A 21,323-nucleotide genomic window follows, 5' to 3' on the forward strand; every position below is an offset into this window, starting at 1 on the left:
GGGTTGCTCAGCTTGGATAACGCACGGACAGCGCTGAGAGAACGGCTCCCTGAAGCAGACAGGCGCTGCGGTAGAGATGCAAGGCCGCGCGAATGTCGCTGGGGGTAAGGTCTGCGCGTCCCGTGCCCATCCAGCGCACCTCCGTCATTGTGCCCCCATACACACGCGGTCCGGCCAGCGCGACACCGAGTGCGCCCGCCATGGCGGCTTCCGGCCAGCCCGCGTTGGGGGAGCGGTGATGGGGGGCGTCGCGTCGGATGGTGCGGATGGCTTCTTTCCAGTCCGCGCCGGAGAGAAGTGCGGCGAGAATGAGCAGAAGGGCCGCGAGGCGCGAGGCGGGCAGGTTGATCGCGTCATCCAGCCGGGCGGCGCATTTGCCGAAGGCTTCGAAGCGGTCGCTGCGATGGCCGATCATGCTGTCGGCGGTGTTGACGGCCTTGTAGAATACGGCTCCCGGCAGTCCGCCAAGCGCGCACCATAGGGCCGGAGCCACGATCCCGTCCGAGAAGTTCTCGGCCAGCGTTTCAATGGCTGCCCGGCAGATCGCGGACTCATCCAATGTGGCTGGATCACGGCCCACGATCATGGAAACGGCGCGGCGCCCCTCTTCCAGCCCATCTTTTTCCAAAGCGATGGCCACAGCTTCCACGTGTTGGTGCAGGGAGCGTTGAGCCATGCAGGCGCTTGCAAGGAGGCCGCATGGCAGCGGTTTTTTGCCCACAAGCCGCGCGGCACCGGCCGCAAGAGCGGTGGGAATGAGGGTGATGGCCCCTGTTGCGGCTGCGCCGGTCAAAAGGCGTGTCGTGCGGGAAGCAGTGGGACGATTGAGGCGACGTTCCAGCGCGTCGATGAGGGTGCCCATCCACACGACGGGATGACGGATGCGTCGATACAGTGGCGCTGGGTAGCCGCAGAGGCCTTCCGTCAGGAGAGCGATGGCGGCGGTGGCGGGCGAGAAGCGGAGCATGGAGACAGCATAGCGGTGGCGAAGTGCTGCGGGCAGGGGTGACACGTCTGCCTGTCGGCTGTATCTGGTGCCGTTTGTCGATAACCCCGAGAGACGGAGTCACGGTCGCATGTCCGCCGAGACGGAAGCGCTCAACGAACAGATCAAGCAGTCGGTCGCGCTGCTGAGGAGGCATCTTTGACTGGGATGTCGCTCAGGGCAGGCTTGCCGAACTGAACAACCGGGCCGAAGACCCGGATTTGTGGAACGATGCCGAGGCCGCGCAGAAGATGATGCGCGAGCGGACGCTTCTGGCCAACCAGATCGAAGGCGTTCAGAACCTTGAGAACGAGGTTCAGGACTCGCTCGAACTGGTGGAAATGGCCGAGGCGGAAGGCGACACCGACATGGTGGCGGAGGCCACCGGCACGCTTAGGCGTCTGGCCGAGGAGGCCAAGCGGCGCGAAATCGAGAGCCTGCTTTCCGGCGAGGCCGATTCCAATGATTGCTATCTTGAGGTCAATGCGGGTGCGGGTGGCACAGAGGCTCAGGACTGGGCCGAGATGCTGTTGCGCATGTACACCCGCTGGGCGGAAGCGCATGGCTACAAGATCACGCTGATCGAAAGTTCGGAAGGTGAGCAGGCTGGTCTCAAATCCGCGACCATTCAGGTCAGTGGGCCCAATGCCTATGGCTGGCTCAAGACCGAGGCGGGCGTACACCGTCTGGTCCGTATCTCGCCGTTCGATGCGGCGGCGCGTCGTCAGACGTCGTTTGCATCGGTGTGGGTCTATCCGGTGATTGACGACACGATCGAGATCGAGATCAACGAGGCGGATCTTCGTGTGGACACGTTCCGCGCGTCCGGCGCGGGCGGTCAGCACGTCAACAAGACCGAATCCGCCATCCGTATCACGCACGTGCCTTCGGGCATCGTCGTGGCATGTCAGACGGATCGTTCACAGCACCGCAACCGTGCGACGGCCATGGGCATGCTGCGCGCCCGTCTCTATGAGGCGGAATTGCAAAAGCGTGAGGCGGCGGCGGCCCAGACCGAGGCGGCCAAGACCGATATCGGTTGGGGACATCAGATCCGTTCCTATGTTCTGGCGCCTTACCAGATGGTCAAGGATCTGCGGACCGGCGTGGAGAAAACCAACCCGGACGCAGTGCTGGACGGTGATCTGGATGACTTCATGGCGGGATCGCTTGCGGCCCGCGTGGGGGCAACCCGTTCGGAAGCGAGTGCCAGCGCTCAGTGAGACGTCCGTGCCGGCGAGGAAATGTCTGTCCGGAGCGTCGATAATGCTCCGGACGGTATTTTCTTGTTGTCTTCCGTCCGAGAGGGCGTGACGCGGTTGCCAACCCGTGCGGACGCACCATGGTTTCGACTGTGGGATTTGCGCGGGAATCCGGAAAATCTTGTAAAATTTCACGGTTTTCCTGTTCACGAATGTGTATCAAAATATGTCGTGGTGACTTGACATCCGTTGTCCTCAGCGGCCCAATCAGGCATCACGGGCGCGATCCGGGTCGTATTGCGAAAAGTTCGCAGTTCGGGCAAGTGTGCTGTGCCATTGATCCGACCCAATTATAGGGTGGATGATCCGGTGACGATGTCTAGGGAGATGTGCTGGAATGCTGGAGTACGCGCGGCAACGACGCAAACCGACGAAGCAGATCGTCGGCATCTCGGGTGTCGTCCTCGTGTCCATGGTTATTGCGATCGTTTATGAAAATTGGGTCGACAAGGAAACGGTTCCGGTTCTGCGCGCGCCTCTGAAGACAACCGTCATTCATGAAGCGGCACCTCCTCCGCCACCTCCACCGCCGCCGCCTCCACCCAAGATGGAGGCTCCGCCGCCGCCCTATATCCCGCCTCCGAAGATTCATACGGAACCGCCGCCCAAGCCGGTAATGCGTCATGTCACGCATACGAAGCCGCCCAAGCCGGTGGAGCAGAACGCCAATAGCGAGCACTCGACGGCGACGACACCCGCACCTCCGGCCAATGCCGCGCCGGATCGCCCGGCAAGCGAGAGTGTGGTCAACCACGTCACCCCGATCTATCCGCCCGAAGCGCTGGACGAAGGGCGCGAAGGGGAGGTGACGGCCGTGTGTGATGTGGAGGTGGATGGCCGTCCCACCAACTGCACGTTCAAGACCGTGCGCGGCGGACAGGATTTTGCAAAATCGGCCGCTGATTTCTTCCGCAGAGCCCGTTACGCGCCTGCCACTTTGCGTGGTGTGCCCGTGAGGGAACTGCATCATGTGTTTACCATATCCTTCGATCTGTCCGACAACTGATCCTGTTGCCGCTTCATTCATGAGGACGCTGCCACGATGACCCGACTGTTCCGCCGCCTGCCTTTCTCCGCGCTGGGTGTTCCCGCTCTGGCCGTTCTTCTGGCGACGGCCGCGCCCGTGGCGGTCTTTGCTCAGGAAACCGCACCTGCCGCCCAGACGGTGCCGCAGTCGGCACCTCAGCCCGGCACGCCTGTGGCGGGTCAGGAAACGCAGGTTCCTGCGACGACGCCCGCACCGGTCGCAATCTCGCCCACCGGCACCGAAACCGTGGTCAATCCCTACGGACTTGGCGCGCTGTGGGGGAATGGCGATATCGTGGCGCGGACCGTGCTGATCATCATGCTCGGAATGTCGCTCGGTTCGTGGTACATCATGATCACGAAATTCTTCGAGCAGTCGCGCCTTTTCTCGGCCTCCCGCGAGGCGGCGAAGAACTTCTGGACGCGCCCGACGCTCCAGGAAGGCGCCTCTTCGCTGAGTGGAGCGTCTCCTTTCCGCTATATCGCGGAGACCGCGATCGTGGCGGCGGAGCACCATGAAGGAACGATGCAGGAATCCATCGACCTCTCCGCCTGGACGTCCTCGCAGATCCAGCGTGCGGTTGATTCGGTGCAGAGCGACCTTCAGAGCGGACTGGCCTTCCTCGGCACGGTCGGTTCCACCTCGCCGTTCGTGGGGCTGTTCGGCACGGTCTGGGGTATCTACCACGCGCTCACAGCCATCGGCATCGCGGGTCAGGCGTCCATCGACAAGGTGGCGGGCCCGGTGGGTGAGTCGCTCATCATGACGGCCATCGGTCTGGGCACCGCCGTTCCCGCTGTGCTGGGCTACAACCTGCTGGTTCGTCGCAACAAGACGAGCATGGACCGTGTGCGCAACTTCGCAGCCGATCTCCAGTCCATTCTGATCGGCGGTTTCCGTCATGGTGCCGTGCGCCAGACGGTGGTTGTACGTCCGGACAATTCGCCCACCACGGCGACCACAAACGACCGGGTGGGCTGAGACCATGGGCATGTCCGTCGGCGGAGGGCATGACGAGGACGAGGTCGTCTCGGCGATCAACACGACGCCTCTCGTGGACGTCATGCTGGTGCTCCTCATCATCTTTCTCATCACCATTCCGGTGGCGACGCACACGGTGAAAGTGACGCTGCCCAAGGACACCAACCAGCCCAGCAAGGTGCTGCCGGGCAACATCACGCTGGCTGTGACGCCGGACGGGCAGGCTTACTGGAACCAGACGCCGCTGCGCGACCGGGACGATCTGATGGCCAGACTGGCGCAGGTGGCGGTCGAGAAACCACAGCCTCAGATCATGATCCGGGGCGATGCAAGCGCACGTTATGAATCGGTGGGTCGTCTGATTGCGGCCTGTCAGGAAGCAGGCGTCACGCGTGTGGATTTTGTCATTGAGCAGCCGCACACGAATTGATTGGCAGCGTTTCGCCGTCCTGACGGCGGAACGGATCGGCCGGGGAGGGTTTTGGTTATGGGCATGAATGTCGGGTCCGAGAGCACGACCGAGGACGAAGGCATCGTCGATATCAACACCACGCCGTTGATCGACGTGATGCTGGTGCTGCTCATCATGCTCATCATCACCATTCCGCTTCAGACGCATTCGGTGTCGATGGATCTGCCGCAAGGCAATCCGCCGCCGCAGACAACGCCAGATCCGCGTGTGGTTACGGTGGGGATCGATTTCGACAACACGATCACATGGAACGGCGCCCCCGTGACCAATGAGGCCGAGTTGCAGACGCGCTTTCGTGAGGCCGCCGCCGAGCAGCCGGAACAGCCGGAGATGCACATCAGCCCGAACCGTCTGGCGGATTACAAGACGGTGGTTCATGTGCTGGCGGATGCGCAGCGGCTTGGCATCACGAGGCTCGGCATCGTGGGCCAGGACCAGTTTACCGACGGAGATTGAGTTTCATGAGCCTGCGTTCGTTTCGTGCAGCCCTTCTTGCTTCCGTCCTGATCTGTGGCGCGCCGGTTGTGGCGCATGCCGAGGAGGAGCTCGGCCCCAAGGTGGGAGCGGCTCTTCAGGCAGCGGAAACCGCGCTGGGGAAGCATGATTACAGCCGTGCGATGGCGGCGGTGAATGAAGCGCAGGCGGTTCCCGGTCGCAGCGATTATGAGACCTACACGATTGAGCAGATGCGCGCTGCCGTGGCGTCCCAATCGGGTGATCTGGCAGGCGCGACGCAGGCCTACGATCAGTTAATCGCCTCACCGCGCACCTCTCGTGAGGCCCGCGCCCAGATGCTCAAGGCGGAAGGCACGATGGCCTACACCGCCAAGGACTATCCGCGTGCCGTGAAGGGGATCGAGCGCTACCTCAAGGAGGTCGGTCCGGACGCGCAGATGGAGAACCTTCTCGCGCAGGCCTATTATCTCCAGCACGATTACGCCAACGCCGCGCGGGTGCAGCGAATGTTGGTGGACAGTCTGCAAAAGCAGGGCAAAAAGCCAACCGAAGACCAGCTTCTGCTGCTGGCAACGTGTGCCACGCAGATCAAGAATACGTCAGCACAGACGCACGCCTATTCCCTGCTGGCCACACTGTATCCCAAGCCGGATTACTGGGCGCAGCTTCTGCATGCGCTGGTGACCAACGACCGCCTGCCGCCCTCGCTGCATCTGGACGTCTACCGCATTCGTCTCGCGCTGGGGAACCTGATGCAGACAGCCGATTTCATGGATGCGACCGAGATTGCCGTGCAGATGGGGCTGCCGCAGGTGGGCCTCGACATCATGACGCAGGGCTATGCCTATGGCGCGCTGGGACAGGGGCCGTCGGCCGCGCGTGAAGGACGTTTGCGCGCGCTGGTGATGAAGGCGATTGCGGACAGAAAGGCCTCCGCCGATGCGGATGAGGCTTCGGCCCGACAGGAAAAGACCGGCAACCGACTGGTGACGGTGGGGTACAACCGCGTGCTGGCCGGACAGGTGGATCAGGGTCTTGCGGTGATGAAAGACGGCATCGCGAAAGGCACGACGGATCTCGATATCTCGAAACTGCGGTTGGGCGAAGCCGAAATGGATGCGGGCCGCACGAAGGACGCCATTGCCACGTTCCACACTGTGGGAGGCGATAATGGCGCAGCGGATATCGCACGGTTGTGGGTACTGAAGCTGACCTCGGGGAAATAAGGTCGGCGGATCGGCTGTTTCGCCGGTCTGGTCGTTCATGCCACTATCCCCCGGCTTCCGATCCGTTGCGGGAGCAGGGAAGGGAGAGTCATGACAGCCACCCACAAGGCGCTTGAACAGGTCGATTCCAACATCAACGACAGTCTTGAGCGGCTGTTCGCCTTTCTGCGCATTCCCAGCATTTCCACACAGGCCGCCCATGCGCAGGATTGCCGCGCGGCCGCCGACTGGCTGGTGAAAGAATTGCACGCACTTGGGTTCGAAGCATCGAGCCGTGAGACGCCGGGACATCCCATCGTCGTCGGGCATCGGGCTGGGCCACAGGATGCGCCGCATGTGCTGTTCTACGGCCATTACGACGTTCAGCCGGTCGACCCGCTGAATTTGTGGCAGACGCCCCCCTTCGAGCCGTGTCTGATGGAGGGGCCGGATGGCGCACAGGAAATTCGCGCGCGGGGAGCGGCGGACGACAAGGGACAGGTAATGACCTTCCTTGAAGCCTGTCGCGCCCTGATCGACGCGAATGGCGCGCTCCCCGTGGGTGTCACGATGGTGATCGAGGGGGAAGAGGAGTCCGGAGGTACGAACCTGCTGCCGTTTCTCAAAGCCAATGCGGGGGAACTCAAGGCGGATGTCGCGCTGATCTGCGACACGGGGATGCTGGACGCGAAAACACCAGCCATCACAACCATGTTGCGCGGCATGGTGGGCGAGGAAGTCATCGTCACGGCAGCGGATCGTGATCTGCATTCGGGCATGTTCGGCAATGCGGCGCGCAATCCCATTCAGGTGCTGTGCGACATTCTCTCGGATCTGCGTGACGGTGCGACGGGGCGTGTCACATTATCGGGATTTTATGACGGCGTGCCAGAGCTTCCTGACGATGTGCGGAGGCTCTGGCGCGATATCGGGCCGTCGGACGAAGCCGGTCTTGGAAGTGTCGGTCTGCGCTGGCCTGCGGGCGAGGTGGGATATACCGCGCTGGAGCAGACATGGTGTCGTCCGAGTTGCGAGATCAACGGCATTTCCGGCGGGTATGAGGAGCCGGGCTTCAAGACCGTGCTGCCTGCGAAGGCTTCGGCCAAGGTGTCGTTCCGCTTGGTCGGGACGCAGGAGCCGGAGACAATTCGCGCGGCGTTTCGCGAGCATGTGCGTCTGCGGCTGCCCAAAGACTGTTCGGTCGAGTTCATCGCGCATGGCGGCTCTCCGGCCAGCGTCGTGCCGTCCGACATGCCGCAGCTTGAAAAAGCGCTGGAAGCACTCAGCGAAGAATGGAACACGCAGGCCGCCGTCATTGGCTGTGGCGGCTCCATTCCCGTAGTGGGGGAGGTGAAGGAGGCGCTCGGACTGGATACGTTGCTGATCGGGTTCGGACTGGACGATGACCGCATCCATTCTCCCAACGAGAAATACAGCCTGACGTCCTTTCACAAGGGCACGCGCTCATGGGTGCGCGTGCTCACGGCGCTGGCGCGATGAGCGCCTTGCCGTTGGCTCTGACCATGGGCGATCCGGCCGGGATCGGGCCGGAGATCACGGCGGGCGCGTGGAAAAGGCTGCGCGCGGAGGGGCCAGTATTCGCATGGCTGGGCGATCCGGCCTGTCTTCCGGCGGGGATGCCTGTGCAGGAGATTGAAGAAATTGGTGATGCTTCAGCGGTTTTTGCCGAAGCGTTGCCGGTATTGCCCATGCGGCTGCCCGTCCCCGTTCGCGCGGGAGAACCGGATCCCGCCAATGCCCAGACAGTGATCGACAGTATCGCGCGTGCGGTTGGGCTGGCGCGGGCCGGGGCGGCAGGTGGAGTGGTGACCAACCCGATCAGTAAGGCCGTGCTTCGTCGCGCAGGATTTCCGCATCCCGGACACACGGAGTTCCTTGCCGAACTGTGCCATGTGCCGGGGCGAGAAGTGATGATGCTCGCAAGTCCGATGCTGCGGGTCGTGCCGGTGACGATCCATGTCTCATTGCGGGATGCTCTGGACATGCTGGATGAGGCAATGATCGTGGAGACGGCACGCACAACGGCGCAGGCGTTGAAGCGCGATTTCGGTATTGCCTCACCACGACTGGCGATTGCGGGTCTGAACCCCCATGCGGGCGAGGGGGGAATGATGGGACGCGAAGAAATTGAGACGATCATTCCGTCCATTGAGCGCCTGCGGGCGGAAGGGCTGGATGTACAGGGGCCGATGCCGCCCGACACGATGTTCACCCAAACCGCGCGGGAACGCTATGACGCGGCGCTGTGCATGTATCACGATCAGGCGCTGATCCCGCTCAAAACGCTGGACATGGCGAACGGGGTAAACGTAACGCTGGGATTGCCCATCGTGCGCACGTCCCCCGATCATGGCACGGCGTTCGATATTGCCGGGAAGGGCGTGGCGGAACCGCAGAGCTTGGTGGCGGCGTTGAGGCTGGCTGGTGAGCTTGCGCACAATCGGCAGGTTTTCGGAAAAGGAGAGGGCGCATGAGCGGTTATCAGCGTCTTGGCGTGAACATCGACCATGTGGCGACGCTGCGCAACGCACGGGGTGGACAGAGTCCGGACCCGGTGGAAGCCGCGCTTCTGGCGGTAAAAGCCGGTGCGGATGGCATCACGGCGCATCTGCGCGAGGACCGACGGCATATCCGTGATGAGGATCTCAGGCGTCTGCGCACGGAGTTGCGGGTGCCGCTCAACATGGAAATGGCGGCGACGGAGGAGATGGTGAACATCGCCTGCGAACTGCGTCCGCATGCGTGCTGCATTGTGCCGGAACATCGTCAGGAAGTGACGACGGAAGGCGGAATGAACGTGGCCAGTCAGGTGGACGCGCTCATTCCGCAGGTGAAGCGTCTGCGTGAGCGCGGTATTCGGGTGTCTTTGTTCGTGGACCCCGATACGGCGCAGATCGAAGCGGCGGCGGCGGTGGAGGCTGCGGTCGTTGAACTGCACACCGGTGCATATGCGCAGGGGACTGAAGGCGAACTGGCGCGGCTGAAGGCAGCGGCCCGACAGGCAGCGTCTCTTGGGCTGGAGGTCCATGCCGGGCATGGGTTGAGCTTCGGCAATGTCGCGCCCGTGGCCGCGATCCCTGAGATCGTGGAATTGAATATCGGTCATTTCCTGATCGGGCAGGCAATTTTCGACGGGCTGGGATCGGTTGTGCAGGAAATGCGCCGGTTGATGAAAGCGGCGCGCTCGGCCGAAGTTTGAGCCGCCCTTAACCGGGCGTGAATATCTGCCCGTTACGCGGGCAGGATGGTTCTTTCACTTCGAGCTGTCTGTGCGGTGGGTGCGTTGGCGGCCTGTATGGTCGGGATAACGCCTGCTCTGGCGGATGAGACGTCGTGCGAGCAGGCGGCGGCCCTTGCCGAGCAGCGGTTGGATATTCCACGCGGACTTCTGGCTGCGATCGGTCATGTGGAGAGCGGCAACCATCCGCTGGCTGTGAACGTCAACGGTCTGTCCGTGCCGTTCGAGCGCCCTGCACTGGCAGCGGACGCGGTGAAGGGCATGCTGCAATCGGGCGCTTTCGGGATACGACCGCGGGTTGATGTCGGCTGTTTCCAGATCAATCTCGGCTGGCACGGCACGGCCTTTGCAACCATCGAGATGGCATTCGACCCGGTGATGAACGGTCTGGCTGCGGCTACCTATTTGCGTCAGCTTCGTGGAGAGACCGGCTCATGGCGCGGCGCTGTCGCGCGCTATCATGCCGCGTCTTCTGAAGGTGTGCGGTACGCGCAGGATGTTTTCCGGTTTTATGAGAGACGATTGGCGTCGTCTTCGTCCATGGCCCATCCCTCCGGCATTGGAGTGCCTGAGGGATGGATTGCGAAGATGTCCGCCCACGGCATTACCGTCTTTGAGCCTGCGAGTGGCCCACTCTCCGTGCGGAAAGCCTTGCGCACGGAAGGTTGAGCCGCCGCGTGGAGCGTGACCGGCTTATGGCCGGTCACAGCTTTCCGTCAGGGTGTTGAAATAAAGGCCTTTCGAGCACTGGACGACGTTGGAGGGCGCGGCATTCTGCTGCGGCATCGCGTTCGTGGGATAAGAGGAATACGTCGGATAGGACGTATAGCCCGACGCTGGCATCGGCTGGGTATATCCCTGACTGTAGTCTCCATAAGGCTGCGCAGTCGTGCCGGAACCCTGATAATAATCACCGGAGTCATAGCTCAAGGAAGCCGCCGCCGCGCCTATAGTGAGGCCGAGCAAGGAACCGAAGGCAAACGGCGCGCCCCAGCCCCAACCCCAACCCCAGCCGCCCCAGCCACCCCAATAGGGATAACCGCCCCAGCCATAGAAGGCAGGGTAACCACCCCAGCCCCAACCCCAGTTCCAGCCGGGACCCCAGCCCCAGCCGCCCCAGCCGCCACCGCCCCATCCACGGCCGCCCCAACCGCCGCCCCGGAAACCACCCGGTCCTCCGCCATGGAATCCGCCACCGCCGAAGCCACCCGGCCCGCCGCCGTGGAACCCGCCACCGCCGAAGCCACCCGGCCCGCCGCCATGGAACCCGCCACCGCCGAAGCCACCCGGCCCGCCGCCGTGGAACCCGCCACCACCGAAACCACCCGGCCCGCCGCCATGGAACCCGCCACCGCCGAAGCCACCCGGTCCGCCGCCATGGAATCCGCCACCACCGAAGCCTCCGCCCCCACCGTGGAATCCGCCACCGCCGCCGCCAAACCCACCGCCTCCTCCACCGCCACCGTGGGCAAAGGCGGGCGCAGTACTGCTGAAAGTGAGAGCAATGGCGAATACAGATGAAAGAAGGGAAAGACGGTTCGTGGACATGATGTGTCTCCCGAATGCCGGGCAGGATGATGGACCTGACGCCTGATGCCGACAGGGTAATGGCGCGAGGTCCGAAACGGAAACTGAGCGTCATATGGGTACGACGGCCCGCGTATGCCACCAGAGACGATCAGAACACTCTGGAGACACATTGTGACGGGATGAGGACCACTCAGCGCCGCAATTGTCTCGGTCCGTAACAGCGGGTCGCCCATGTTCAATATTCGGCCGTCTGCTAGATTGCCGTTGCGAGGAACTATGAGGGCGATCGTGCGGAAATTGATGCTGGCCAGTCTTCTGGTGATGGAATGTGGCGTGGCGCAGGCGCGTTCCTACAGGCCTGTGGCGGCCTGCACACCGCTTCCGCAAAAGGACGAGGCCGCGCGGCTTGTCTGTACGGATGACGATGTTGCCCGTCATGCGCTGATGTTCGATCAGGCATGGCAGGCGCTGCGGCATGAAACGCAGGGCGTGGCGCGTGACTCGCTCGATCGGGACGTCGCGGCGGCCATCGCTGTGCCGGAAACATGCCGGATGGAAGCGCGGGCGGAGGAAGGAAAATGTTACGCCGCATCGCTCGACCGACTGGCGGCCCGTTACCGCGAGCGCCTGTCGGGGAACGCTCTGGAGGAGGCTTCGCGCCCCATCGACCGTCATATCGCGCTTCAGCAGAAGCTACAGGATCTGGGATTTCTTGCGCCTGAAGTGCCGGTGGACGGCGTTTATGGCGATGACACGCGGCAGGCCATCGCGACATGGCAGCGCGTGGCCCACCGTCCTGTCGCGGACGGCTTCCTCTCCAATGCGGATGCGGCAGCGCTCGACGATGGGGAGAGCGTTCAGGAGCAGCCCGACGGTGATATGTCCGCCGATGCGCACGAACCCCCGCCATGGCCGGGTGGGACGGGCATGGAAAAAGTCATGACGGTGGATGAGGTGGTGGGCCGCCAGCGCCATCTGGACCGGCAGAAAGTGATGATCGTGGCAAGGGTGTACTGCGCGGATGACATCTGTCAGGCGACACAGGGACGTGGGCATCCTTCCATCACCTTCTCTCCTGACGATCTGGATGCGGCGTCCTGGACCACGCTTTCGCAATGCCATCAGCCGGAGGATGGGTGTGTGGGCAAGATGACGGGCACGACCATCAACAGTTGGACAGGTTTCACGGTCGAACTGTCGGACATCAAGGTGAAGTCCCTTCGCCAGACTCCCTGAGGGAGCGGCTTATTTCCGGAGTGAGGACAGGCATTGTCCGCGGCGTCGAGGCCTTGACGCTCACTTTCCTTGTTCCGGAGAAATATATTGAGTTCCTATACGTCGCGATGGACGATCGCCGATGCGCTGAAGGTCCATGCTGACGATCCGACGACGACCATGCCGGTCATCGCGCAGGATTTCCCGACCATGGATGAGTCCGTGATGATCTGGGACACCGGCGCTCTTCGCAACATTCATGGCCAGACCGTCACTTTTAAGGGATGGCATGTCATCTGGTCGCTGGCGGTGGACAAGATCGACCTGACCAACGCTGACATCTACGATGAATGGCATTCCCGCAATAACCGCGCCTATATCGGTTACTGGTATTCACGCACCGGCAATGGGGCCGACTGGCAGTGGGGCGGTCGCCTGCTGAACACGTCGGCCGATCTGCGTCCGCATGAATGGTCCGGTGGTCTGGTGATGCGCGAGGGCACGGGCAACGTCGTGGACATGTTCTACACGTCCGAGGCGGACTCGCCCATCAACCAGTCGGTGCCGTCCGTTTCCTCCGGTCAGATTTTTGCCGATGAGAACGGCGTCTGGTTCGGTGGATTCGAGACCACGACTGAGATGTTCTCGGCGGATGGCATTCACAACGCCAATTCGCAGCAGGACGAATATTTCGATTTCCGCGATCCGCATCCTTTCATCAATCCCGCTGATGGTCGCCTGTACTGCCTCTATGAGAGCAACGTCGCTGGTATGCGCGGTGATTTCGTCATCGGTTCCGACGAGCAGGGCGCACTTCCGCCGGGCTTCGAGGTTGGGTCTGGGGCGCAGTATGGCGCGGCTTCCATTGGCATCGCGGTGCTGGCGGATGGCGCTTACAAAAAGGGCGATTTCTCAAGCACGAACTGGACACAGCTCGATCCGCTGGTGAGCGCGCTGGGCGTGAACGACCAGATGGAACGCCCGCATATCGTGTTCAAGGACGGTCTGACCTATCTGTTCACGATCAGCCATCACAGCACGTACAGCGGCGGTCTGGGCGGTCCGGATGGTGTTTATGGCTTCGTCTCGGAAAAGGGACTGTTCGGCCCATACAAGCCGCTGAATGCCTCCGGTCTCGTGCTGGGCAATCCTTCGGCCGCGCCCTACCAGACCTATTCCCACTTCGTGGACCCTGCCGGATATGTGCAGGCCTTCATCGACACCCTACCGGGTGTGGGGGAAGATCCGAACAACCCTGCCACGTTCCGCATTGGTGCCACGTTGGCGCCGACGGTAAAGATCGAACTGGACGGCGACCGTACCTTCCTCACGGAAGTTCATGGCTACGGTCAGGTATATGCGCAGGCGGCGTGGCCGGTCGGCGCGGCCTGGGACAAGCGTCCAGCCAACTGATCGACTGATCGTTTCATAGACAGACAGCCTGTCTGAGAGACATCAAAAGGAGGCCCGGCGAGGCGTCGTCGCAGATCATGCGGCGTGGCGGAACCGGGCCTTTCCATTTGTTTACAGGCGACATTTATTCGCGAAAAAGATCGGGCTTCCGGCGCTCCAGCCAGCGCATGCCCTTGAGACCGATTGCGCGGAAGAACGGGATGTCTTCAGCAAGAAGCACAATACCAACGGGTGCCATCCACAGCCCCAGAATGGGAAGAAAGGAAAAGAGCCCTCCCAGCAGCATCAGAATGCCGGTGACGAGACGGACAAGCCGGTGTTCTTCCGCCATGAGCCAGAGCAGTGGTCGTGCGGACCAACGGGGAAGATGGGCGAACAGGCGATGCTTGTAGCGCTCCCATTCCATGTGAGAGGCGTTTTCAGCAACGGGCAGGATTTTACGTGGAGGAGGATTCATCGCGGCTCCTGAAAGCGCTCGCCTGTGACCTATGCATTTGCGATGGTCATTGCTGCGAGCCTGCTTGAAGAGATGCGCTCAGGAGCTAACGACAGGCAAGAGACCCTGACGCATTCATCACGTTTTTATTGGAAAAAAGAGAAGCCTTGAGTTCACACTGAACATTGAGGCTCATGTCACTTCGGGACGTGACTGAAAACCCTGGTCGGAGTGAGAGGATTCGAACCTCCGGCCCCTGCGTCCCGAACACAGTGCTCTACCAGGCTGAGCTACACTCCGATTGGGTGGGCGCGTAATACCGCTCCTCGTCGTGGGCCGCAAGAGGAGAAATGCGGCCCACAGCCTTCACGCAGTATTTTTGCGTGTCAGACCCGTTCTTCCTGTCGGCCGCTGGTGGCCTCCGTGGAAGATGTTGCGCACAGGCGTTTCATGGCGCTCTCCACATCGGGCACCACTTCCAAAAGAGCGCGCGCATTCGAAGAGGCGAAACCCTGCTCCACGGCTGTGTCGAGCATATTCACCAGAGCCTTTGCCCAACCGGCGACATCGACGATCAGGATGGGGCTTGTGTGCAGGCAAAGCTGCTTCCAGGTCAGGATTTCCATCAATTCGTCAAACGTGCCGAATCCACCGGGCAACACGACAAAGGCTTCGGCCAGCGCAAACATCTTCTGTTTGCGGGTGTGCATGGTCTCCGTGACGATCAGGTCCGTCACGCCATTGTGCATGATTTCCCGCGCCTTGAGGAACTCGGGAATAATGCCCGTCACCTTGCCGCCAGCGGCAATGGCGGCATCGGCCACAGTGCCCATCAGGCCCACATCACCCCCCCCGTAGACCAGATGGATACCCGCCCGGGCCAGACTTGCTCCCATGGCTTCCGCCGCAGCACGATAGTCGGGCAGATTGCCAAAACGGGAGCCGCAGAAGACGGCGACGGCGCTGATGCGGGCAGGCATGGGGCGAGGGCTCCTTCAAAACATGTTCATGCGCTCTCCGCGGGCGTGCGGACGTATGCCCTCCCTGCAGGAAGGGAAGATCATGATACCTTGCTCACAGCGTGCGCCAACCCGTGCGCGGGCACTAACGTCGCCCGCGCGGCAGGGCGACTGTCAGCCCAAGCCCAATGAGGGAGAAAACCGCAGCAATCGAGAACAGCGCGGAGAAGCCCCATAGCGGGATGATGAGGCCAAGCCCCGGTCCCGAAACACCGATGGCAAGGTCGAGGAACACGGAGAATCCACCCAGCGCCACCCCCCGATTCTCCGGTCCGAGCCGCTCGATGGCCAGCACGCCCAGAGCTGGAAAGATCAGCGAGAACCCGACTCCGGTGAGGGACGCGCCTATATGCGCGAGTAAAGGCGTGTGCCCGAAGGCGAGAACGAACAGCCCCAGCGCCTCCACGGCCATTGAAACGATGGCCACCTTTTCGCCGCCCACGCGGTTGATCATGCGTGAGAATACGAAGCGGGTGAGGACGAAGAAGGTGCCGAACAGCGTCAGCGAGAAGGCAGCACCTTTCCAGTGCTGCGCATCGAAATAGAGTGTCAGACACGACACGATCGCACCAAACCCGATGGACGCCGCGCCCAGCGCGCAGCCATGCGGCAGGACGCCACGGATCACCGCGCCAAGAGAGAGTTTCTGCTTGTCGGTGTTCTGAGGATGCGTCGTCTGCATACGCAGGCCCGGAAGCACGCATGCCCCCATCATCACGGCGCAGAGCACGCCCACGCCGGTCAAGCCACCCAAGGGGCTGTGTGAGCCGAAAATGAGAGAGGCAATGGGAGCGCCGAGCGCGATGCCGCCATAGGAACACACGCCATTCCACGAGATCACCGTGGCGGCGTTTTCCGGTCCGGCGCGGTACAGGTTCCACATGATGACGCCCACGGCCACCCAGCTTTCGCTGAACCCCAGCAGCGCGCGTCCCGCCAGCAGCAGGGTCAGCGAAAGATCCGCCCTGTGGGAGCAGAGGTCGGAGGTGATCAGGAGCAGCCCGGACGCGGCGCCTGCGATCAGGCCTGTGATGACAACCGACCGCGCCCCCGTCGTGTCCAGTCGTTCACCCGCCCATGTCCGTGTCGCCAGAGTGGCGAGATACTGCGCTGAGACGGCAAAGCCCGCGAGCACCGTGCCCCAGCCCAGCACATGATGGACAAAGAGCGGGACGACCGACATCTGCAGGCCGATCTCGGTGTAGCAGGCGAGAGTAAAGAGGAGGGGAGCGAGTGTGAGAAGGAGCGGGGCGGCAGAACGGGAGCTGGGCCGGGACATGCGGTTTCCAGAGTGATTGGCGGGACGGTTTCTCGAAGAAGCCGGGGAGACTACCTTGTGTAACACACGAAGGCCCGCACGTTTCCCGCAGGCCCATCATGATCTGAGGACGCCCCATCATGACGACCGATTCTTCCGATTCCCTTTCCCAGACCGGCACGCCCGACGATGGCGGCTATGTCACGCTTTCCAGCCGTGTGGCGTATGAAAACCCGTGGACACGTCTGCGTGAGGACATCATCCGCAGGCCCAACGGCAAGGATGGTCTCTACGGTGTGGTGGAACGGGGTGATTTCGTGGTGATTATGCCGGTTGGAGGCACGAAGGACGCGCCCACCGTCACCCTCATCCAGCAGTTTCGTTACCCCGTGCAGCGCCGCATGTGGGAGTTTCCCATGGGCATGTGGGAAAGCCGTCCCGGCACCGATCCGGACATTGTGGCTGCGGGTGAGTTGCGCGAGGAAACCGGGCTGACAGCGGCCACAATGCAGCATATCGGCGTGACCTATCAGGGCGCGGGCTACACCACACAGCTCGGTCACGTCTATCTGGCGACGGGACTGACACAGGGTGCGCGGGCGCTGGAAGAGACGGAGCAGGACATCACCTGCCACACGCTGCCGCTTGCGGAGTTCGAGCGGATGGTGCGTGAGAACGAGATCACCTGCATGGTCACGCTGGCGGCGTTTGCCATGATCCGTGAGCGTGGACTGATCTGACACGCGACGTCGTGTCCGAATGGCTGACGTGAGCGCAGGGCGCGGCTTGTCCGATGTGAAATTGACAGACGCGTCATTGCTTGCCTTGTGTGGCGTTCCGGATGCGGGGAAGGGGTTTCCCCGTGACGGACTGCGACTGACCGCAAGGTCGGCAGGGGAGCGGTTCAGGTGGTCATGCGAGGCGACACCAGCGGTTCGGAGCCGCGCACTCCGGCAGGCAACGCGCCCGCCCGATCGTCGCTCCCTCCTTCCGTTCTTGCCACCGAGCAGATCGATGACGCGGAGGCTGATCGTCTGCAGCAGGCCCGTATGCACGAAGCCGTGCGGCGGGTGCGGCTCGGGGTCAATCAGGTCTGTCTGCTCATCCTGACCGTGCTCGCGGTGCTCTACACGCTCAATCTGGCCGCTTCCATCGTCCTGCCCATGGTGATGGCGGTGGTGACCAACCTGATGCTAGTCACGCCCATGCGGTTGATCACGCATTGGACGCGCCTGCCCAAGCCGCTTGTGGCGCTGCTGCTGATCAGCGGTATGTTCGGCTGTCTGGCCATGGTGGGCATGGCCGTGTCCGGGCCTGCCGTAGCGTGGCTGTCGCATCTGCCCGAGGAAATCACCGTCGCTCAGTCACGGCTGGTGGTGCTGCGCACGCCCCTGCATCTGTTGCAGGCCACGAGCCAGCGGGTGCAACTTCTTCTAAGTGAAGGCGGCGGAGCGCATGCCGCGCAGGCCGCCGCTGCGCCCTCCATGGGGGGCTTCATGCCACTTGGCTCCACGCTGCTGGAAAGCACGCAGGCCTTCATGGGGCAGCTTTTCACTTTCTTCATTCTGCTGTTCTTCCTGCTGGCACAAGGGGACAGCCTGCTGCGTCGTTTCGTGGAGATCATGCCGACCTTCAACGACAAGCGGCGCACGGTGCAGATCGCCTCTCATATCGAGCGGAATATCTCGATCTATCTTGCCACCATCACGATGATGAACGTGTTCGTGGGACTTGCGAACATGGTGCAGTGCTGGCTGGTGGGCATGCCCAATCCGCTGCTGTGGGGCGTGGTGGCCTTCGCTCTGAACTACATTCCCATCATCGGGCCGTTTACCGGCATGGTGATCTATTTCTGTGTGGGTCTCTTCACCTTTCCCGTGATGCTGCATGCGTTCATCGCGCCGGCCATCTATCTGTGCATCCATGTGCTCGAAGGCGAGACGATCACGCCCATGCTTCTGGCACGGCGTTTCACGCTCAATCCGGTTCTAGTGATGGCGTCACTGTTGTTCTGGGACTGGATGTGGGGGATCACCGGCGCGTTTCTGTCGGTGCCGATGCTGGCGGTGTTCAAGATCATCTGTGACCATGTGGACTGCCTGACGCCCATCGGCCACATGATCGGCGGTCCGGGGCAGACGCATCATGACCATGAGGAACATGCTTCCGGAGTGTGAAGCGTTACTCCCGTCGCAGAACCTGATCCGTCATGAACGATGCCAGCTTGCCTGCCACAAAGTCCCTCTTGAGCGCGACTTCGTCGTATTCATGCTCTACCCACTCAAGAAACGGCACGCGCCCTTCCGCTTCCGCTTTGTAGTGGAGGAAAAATGCATCGAGAATGCCGGTGCGCGAGCGGTTGAAATGGCCGAAGCGCCATGAAAGCTGCCGTAATGCGTCATCCGCCGTGCCGCCTTCAAACAGCACCACCAGTCCAGCTGCCAGTCCCGCCCGATCCGCGCCGGACTTGCAGTGCATCAGCATGGGGAAGGCGAGGGCGCGATAGAGCGAGGCAAAGCGCAGGATACGGTCGCGATGCGGTGCGCCCCGGCTTTCGAACGCCATGTCCACATGGGCCAGCCCCAGTCCGGCGGCAGCGTTGCGCGAGAGAGCATCGGAGCCGCAGCGGCGATGCCCGCGCAGATTGACCAGCGTGCGCAGATGCAGCTTGCGGGTGGCGGCGGCCAGCCGAGCCGGAGTGGGATGATTGCAGCGATAGACCTTGCCGGGGATCACGGTGTGGAAGTTGGTCCACACGAGGCGAAACACCGCGTGATCCACGAACAGGCTGTCCATCCACGCCCGGCTTCGACCGCGCCGGGTCGTGAGACTTCCTTCAAACACGCGCCACTCCTGTATCCGGGCGAGGGATTACAGGAGGAGGCGCGGTTTTGTCCAATGTCGGCCCTTGGGTCGGATCATGGGCCGGAAAGTGTCCGGCCCGCAGATTTCAGTATTTCGGATCGTAGGCGAGGCCCTCGATCCATGCGCGGATGTCGGCGGGACGCTCCACCTGCGCCATGCCTTTCTCGAAGATGAAGTCTGCCAGACGGATGGCCGATGTCATGGACACGTCGATGATCTCGCTTTGCGGCGGGAACAGACGGCCACGCTCACGGGTCACGACATTGACCTGATCGGCCAGCGCGCGGGCTGTCTCGATAATCAGTTCGTCCGTGATCAGCTTCGGGCGCGTGGCATACACCGCGAGTGCCAGACCGGGGAAAATGTAGAAATTGTTGGCCTGCCCCGGATAGAAGGTGCGTCCATCCATCTCCACATTGGGGAACTGGATTCCGCCCGCAAACAGCGCGCGTCCGTCCGACCACTGATAGGCCTGCTCGGCTGTGCATTCCGCGTTGGTCTGCGGCAGCGACAGCGAGAAGATGATGGGCTTCTCGTTGAGTTTGGCCATCTCGCGGATGATGGTTTCATTGAACGCGCCACCGCAGGTGGACACACCCAGAAGCACGGTTGGCCGCACGCGCTGGATAGTGGCCAGCAGATCCTTGGTCGGCTTGGCCGGATGCGCGAAACGCTTGTGTTCTGGCAGAAGATCGGTGCGTGAGGATTCCAGCAGGCCGTCCACATCCATCAGCGTGATGCGCTCGCAGGCTTCTTCCTCGCTCAGCCCCTCCAGCTTCATGGCGGAGACGAGAATATCCGCCGTGCCGAGACCCGAAGATCCCGCGCCGAGGAAAAGGTAACGCTGGTCGGAGAGTTTCTCCTCCTTGATCTTCATGGCTGTGAACAGCCCCGCCAGCGTGACGGCGCCCGTGCCCTGAATGTCGTCGTTGTAGCTGAGCACGCGGTCACGGTATTTCGCGAGGTAGCGCAGCGCGTCCGTGCCTTTCCAGTCCTCGAAGTGGAGGCAGCAGCCGGGGAAGACATCTTGCACGGCGTCCACGAACTCTTCGACGAATTCGTCGAGTTCGGCCAGCGGAGGCGGTTCACGGCGCAGGCCGAGATAGAGCGGGTCGGCGCGGAGCGCGGCGTTGGTGGTGCCGATGTCAAGCTGGATCGGCAGCAGGGAACGCGGTGGCACGGAGCCGCAGACCGTATAGAGTTGCAGCTTGCCGATGGGGATACCCATGCCGTTCACGCCGATGTCGCCAAGGCCGAGGATGCGTCCGCCGGTGGTGACGCAGATCGTGCGCACGTCGGCCACGGGCCAGTTGCGCAGCACTTCCTTGATGCGACCGCGCATTTCCAGCGTGATGTACATGCCGCGCGGACGGCGATAGATATGGCTGAACAGCTTGCACGCGCGCGCCAGCGTGGGGGCGTAGATGATCGGCACGAACCGGGCCGGATCGGAACGCAGCACCTTGTAGAATAACGTCTCGTTCTGATCGACGAGGGAGTTCAGATAGATATAGCGTTCGAGGTCATCGGGCTTGACCTCCACATGGCGCAGGGAGCGCTCGACCTGACGGTCCAGTGTCTCGACCTGCGGAGGAAGAAGCCCTTCCAGTCCAAGCTCACGGCGCTGGTCCTGTGTGAAACCGGTGCCATGGTTGGATTCGCCATCATTGAGGAGAGCCATGCCTCGCAATGATGTTTTTGATGATGTCATCTGTCCGCATCCCTTGTTCCTGCTGGTTGTGTCAGACCGCCGTTGTGCACTGTGCTGAAATTCCGGGCCTTGTCCAAGAGGGAAAGGTGAGCGGAAAGGAGTGCAGTGGCTCTGTCTGTTCGCCTGCGCCATGGCAGGACGGCCATCACAGGATCACGTCCTCGTGAAGAAACGCTTTTGACACCACATATGCCCTGACAGAGTAAAGGGGTTTTGGGTGCAGGGGAGC

General features: G+C 62.2%; 22 protein-coding genes and 1 tRNA gene. 15 read left to right on the forward strand and 8 right to left on the reverse strand.

Annotated elements, in window-relative coordinates; genetic code table 11:
- Positions 1 to 7: 7 nt before the first annotated feature.
- Positions 8 to 967, reverse strand: a complete 960-nt coding sequence (gene cbiB / locus GOB87_RS07500; protein ID WP_166314585.1) for an adenosylcobinamide-phosphate synthase CbiB — start codon at positions 965 to 967, stop codon at positions 8 to 10.
- A 109-nt stretch (positions 968 to 1,076) separates the two neighbouring features.
- Between cbiB and prfB the strand changes: the two genes are divergently transcribed.
- The 10 genes from prfB (at position 1,077) to GOB87_RS07550 (ending at position 10,316) form a co-directional block, all read left to right on the forward strand.
- A protein-coding gene (prfB, locus tag GOB87_RS07505) for a peptide chain release factor 2 (RefSeq protein ID WP_166314497.1) occupies positions 1,077 to 2,208 on the forward strand; the annotation gives its coding sequence in 2 pieces (ribosomal slippage) (positions 1,077 to 1,145 and positions 1,147 to 2,208; 1,131 coding nt in all).
- 376 nt (positions 2,209 to 2,584) lie between these two features.
- On the forward strand, positions 2,585 to 3,253 hold the full coding sequence (locus tag GOB87_RS16955; RefSeq protein WP_166314500.1) for an energy transducer TonB: 669 nt from the start codon (positions 2,585 to 2,587) through the stop codon (positions 3,251 to 3,253).
- A 36-nt stretch (positions 3,254 to 3,289) separates the two neighbouring features.
- Complete coding sequence (locus tag GOB87_RS07515; RefSeq protein ID WP_166314503.1) at positions 3,290 to 4,255, forward strand: MotA/TolQ/ExbB proton channel family protein; 966 nt, start codon at positions 3,290 to 3,292, stop codon at positions 4,253 to 4,255.
- 4 nt (positions 4,256 to 4,259) lie between these two features.
- Positions 4,260 to 4,685: an ExbD/TolR family protein gene (locus GOB87_RS07520; protein WP_166314506.1), complete on the forward strand. Its 426-nt coding sequence runs from the start codon at positions 4,260 to 4,262 to the stop codon at positions 4,683 to 4,685.
- 57 nt (positions 4,686 to 4,742) lie between these two features.
- Positions 4,743 to 5,183 carry an ExbD/TolR family protein gene (locus GOB87_RS07525; protein WP_166314509.1) on the forward strand — a complete coding sequence of 147 codons (441 nt, stop codon included), beginning with the start codon at positions 4,743 to 4,745 and terminating at the stop codon, positions 5,181 to 5,183.
- A 5-nt stretch (positions 5,184 to 5,188) separates the two neighbouring features.
- The gene (locus GOB87_RS07530) at positions 5,189 to 6,409 is read left to right on the forward strand and encodes a tetratricopeptide repeat protein (RefSeq protein ID WP_166314512.1); all 1,221 of its coding nucleotides are present in this window, start codon (positions 5,189 to 5,191) and stop codon (positions 6,407 to 6,409) included.
- 90 nt (positions 6,410 to 6,499) lie between these two features.
- Positions 6,500 to 7,888 carry a M20/M25/M40 family metallo-hydrolase gene (locus GOB87_RS07535; protein ID WP_166314515.1) on the forward strand — a complete coding sequence of 463 codons (1,389 nt, stop codon included), beginning with the start codon at positions 6,500 to 6,502 and terminating at the stop codon, positions 7,886 to 7,888.
- A complete protein-coding gene (gene pdxA / locus GOB87_RS07540) occupies positions 7,855 to 8,883 on the forward strand; it encodes a 4-hydroxythreonine-4-phosphate dehydrogenase PdxA (protein ID WP_166314518.1) in 1,029 nt (342 codons plus the stop codon). The genes GOB87_RS07535 and pdxA overlap by 34 nt, the downstream gene beginning before the upstream one ends.
- The gene (locus GOB87_RS07545; protein WP_166314521.1) at positions 8,880 to 9,608 is read left to right on the forward strand and encodes a pyridoxine 5'-phosphate synthase; all 729 of its coding nucleotides are present in this window, start codon (positions 8,880 to 8,882) and stop codon (positions 9,606 to 9,608) included. The genes pdxA and GOB87_RS07545 overlap by 4 nt, the downstream gene beginning before the upstream one ends.
- Positions 9,609 to 9,653: 45 nt before the next feature.
- Entirely contained in the window at positions 9,654 to 10,316 is a 663-nt protein-coding gene (locus GOB87_RS07550) for a transglycosylase SLT domain-containing protein (protein ID WP_242006229.1), read from the forward strand.
- 24 nt (positions 10,317 to 10,340) lie between these two features.
- Here the strand turns inward: GOB87_RS07550 and GOB87_RS07555 are convergent, their stop codons facing one another.
- Entirely contained in the window at positions 10,341 to 11,195 is an 855-nt protein-coding gene (locus GOB87_RS07555; RefSeq protein WP_166314524.1) for a hypothetical protein, read from the reverse strand.
- A gap of 270 nt (positions 11,196 to 11,465) precedes the next feature.
- Between GOB87_RS07555 and GOB87_RS07560 the strand changes: the two genes are divergently transcribed.
- Both GOB87_RS07560 and GOB87_RS07565 read left to right on the forward strand, forming a co-directional pair.
- Complete coding sequence (locus tag GOB87_RS07560; protein ID WP_166314526.1) at positions 11,466 to 12,413, forward strand: peptidoglycan-binding protein; 948 nt, start codon at positions 11,466 to 11,468, stop codon at positions 12,411 to 12,413.
- An 87-nt stretch (positions 12,414 to 12,500) separates the two neighbouring features.
- Positions 12,501 to 13,805 (forward strand): glycoside hydrolase family 68 protein, encoded by a 1,305-nt coding sequence (locus tag GOB87_RS07565; RefSeq protein ID WP_194303261.1) that lies wholly within the window; start codon positions 12,501 to 12,503, stop codon positions 13,803 to 13,805.
- Positions 13,806 to 13,929: 124 nt separating this feature from the next.
- Here GOB87_RS07565 and GOB87_RS07570 read toward each other — a convergent pair whose 3' ends face one another.
- Positions 13,930 to 14,262: a YgaP family membrane protein gene (locus GOB87_RS07570; protein ID WP_198911707.1), complete on the reverse strand. Its 333-nt coding sequence runs from the start codon at positions 14,260 to 14,262 to the stop codon at positions 13,930 to 13,932.
- 24 nt (positions 14,263 to 14,286) lie between these two features.
- Between GOB87_RS07570 and GOB87_RS16960 the strand changes: the two genes are divergently transcribed.
- Complete coding sequence (locus GOB87_RS16960; RefSeq protein ID WP_277876601.1) at positions 14,287 to 14,412, forward strand: hypothetical protein; 126 nt, start codon at positions 14,287 to 14,289, stop codon at positions 14,410 to 14,412.
- 52 nt (positions 14,413 to 14,464) lie between these two features.
- Here GOB87_RS16960 and GOB87_RS07575 read toward each other — a convergent pair.
- From GOB87_RS07575 to GOB87_RS07585, 3 genes are all read right to left on the reverse strand, one after another.
- Positions 14,465 to 14,541, reverse strand: a tRNA-Pro gene (locus tag GOB87_RS07575).
- Positions 14,542 to 14,627: 86 nt separating this feature from the next.
- Positions 14,628 to 15,221: an LOG family protein gene (locus GOB87_RS07580; protein ID WP_166314532.1), complete on the reverse strand. Its 594-nt coding sequence runs from the start codon at positions 15,219 to 15,221 to the stop codon at positions 14,628 to 14,630.
- 124 nt (positions 15,222 to 15,345) lie between these two features.
- The gene (locus GOB87_RS07585) at positions 15,346 to 16,539 is read right to left on the reverse strand and encodes an MFS transporter (RefSeq protein WP_166314535.1); all 1,194 of its coding nucleotides are present in this window, start codon (positions 16,537 to 16,539) and stop codon (positions 15,346 to 15,348) included.
- Between the two features lie 119 nt (positions 16,540 to 16,658).
- On the opposite strand from GOB87_RS07585, the gene GOB87_RS07590 reads away from it, so the two are divergent.
- Entirely contained in the window at positions 16,659 to 17,258 is a 600-nt protein-coding gene (locus GOB87_RS07590) for an NUDIX domain-containing protein (RefSeq protein ID WP_166314538.1), read from the forward strand.
- Positions 17,259 to 17,432: 174 nt separating this feature from the next.
- Positions 17,433 to 18,695, forward strand: coding sequence for an AI-2E family transporter (locus GOB87_RS07595; protein ID WP_194303262.1), 1,263 nt, complete (start codon positions 17,433 to 17,435; stop codon positions 18,693 to 18,695).
- A 4-nt stretch (positions 18,696 to 18,699) separates the two neighbouring features.
- Here the strand turns inward: GOB87_RS07595 and GOB87_RS07600 are convergent, their stop codons facing one another.
- Entirely contained in the window at positions 18,700 to 19,362 is a 663-nt protein-coding gene (locus tag GOB87_RS07600; RefSeq protein WP_166314541.1) for a tyrosine-protein phosphatase, read from the reverse strand.
- A 106-nt stretch (positions 19,363 to 19,468) separates the two neighbouring features.
- Positions 19,469 to 21,094 (reverse strand): NAD-dependent malic enzyme, encoded by a 1,626-nt coding sequence (locus tag GOB87_RS07605; protein WP_166314544.1) that lies wholly within the window; start codon positions 21,092 to 21,094, stop codon positions 19,469 to 19,471.
- Positions 21,095 to 21,323 lie beyond the last annotated feature (229 nt).

This window comes from Acetobacter estunensis, from assembly GCF_011516945.1.
GTDB classification, from domain to species: domain Bacteria; phylum Pseudomonadota; class Alphaproteobacteria; order Acetobacterales; family Acetobacteraceae; genus Acetobacter; species Acetobacter estunensis.

Coding starts and splice junctions, on each gene's coding strand:
- cbiB (WP_166314585.1), bottom strand. CDS start 967: ATGCTCCGCTTCTCGCCCGCCACCGCCGCCATCGCTCTCCTGACGGAA.
- GOB87_RS16955 (WP_166314500.1), top strand. CDS start 2,585: ATGCTGGAGTACGCGCGGCAACGACGCAAACCGACGAAGCAGATCGTC.
- GOB87_RS07515 (WP_166314503.1), top strand. CDS start 3,290: ATGACCCGACTGTTCCGCCGCCTGCCTTTCTCCGCGCTGGGTGTTCCC.
- GOB87_RS07520 (WP_166314506.1), top strand. CDS start 4,260: ATGGGCATGTCCGTCGGCGGAGGGCATGACGAGGACGAGGTCGTCTCG.
- GOB87_RS07525 (WP_166314509.1), top strand. CDS start 4,743: ATGGGCATGAATGTCGGGTCCGAGAGCACGACCGAGGACGAAGGCATC.
- GOB87_RS07530 (WP_166314512.1), top strand. CDS start 5,189: ATGAGCCTGCGTTCGTTTCGTGCAGCCCTTCTTGCTTCCGTCCTGATC.
- GOB87_RS07535 (WP_166314515.1), top strand. CDS start 6,500: ATGACAGCCACCCACAAGGCGCTTGAACAGGTCGATTCCAACATCAAC.
- pdxA (WP_166314518.1), top strand. CDS start 7,855: ATGGGTGCGCGTGCTCACGGCGCTGGCGCGATGAGCGCCTTGCCGTTG.
- GOB87_RS07545 (WP_166314521.1), top strand. CDS start 8,880: ATGAGCGGTTATCAGCGTCTTGGCGTGAACATCGACCATGTGGCGACG.
- GOB87_RS07550 (WP_242006229.1), top strand. CDS start 9,654: ATGGTTCTTTCACTTCGAGCTGTCTGTGCGGTGGGTGCGTTGGCGGCC.
- GOB87_RS07555 (WP_166314524.1), bottom strand. CDS start 11,195: ATGTCCACGAACCGTCTTTCCCTTCTTTCATCTGTATTCGCCATTGCT.
- GOB87_RS07570 (WP_198911707.1), bottom strand. CDS start 14,262: ATGAATCCTCCTCCACGTAAAATCCTGCCCGTTGCTGAAAACGCCTCT.
- GOB87_RS07580 (WP_166314532.1), bottom strand. CDS start 15,221: ATGCCTGCCCGCATCAGCGCCGTCGCCGTCTTCTGCGGCTCCCGTTTT.
- GOB87_RS07585 (WP_166314535.1), bottom strand. CDS start 16,539: ATGTCCCGGCCCAGCTCCCGTTCTGCCGCCCCGCTCCTTCTCACACTC.
- GOB87_RS07590 (WP_166314538.1), top strand. CDS start 16,659: ATGACGACCGATTCTTCCGATTCCCTTTCCCAGACCGGCACGCCCGAC.
- GOB87_RS07595 (WP_194303262.1), top strand. CDS start 17,433: ATGCGAGGCGACACCAGCGGTTCGGAGCCGCGCACTCCGGCAGGCAAC.
- GOB87_RS07605 (WP_166314544.1), bottom strand. CDS start 21,094: ATGACATCATCAAAAACATCATTGCGAGGCATGGCTCTCCTCAATGAT.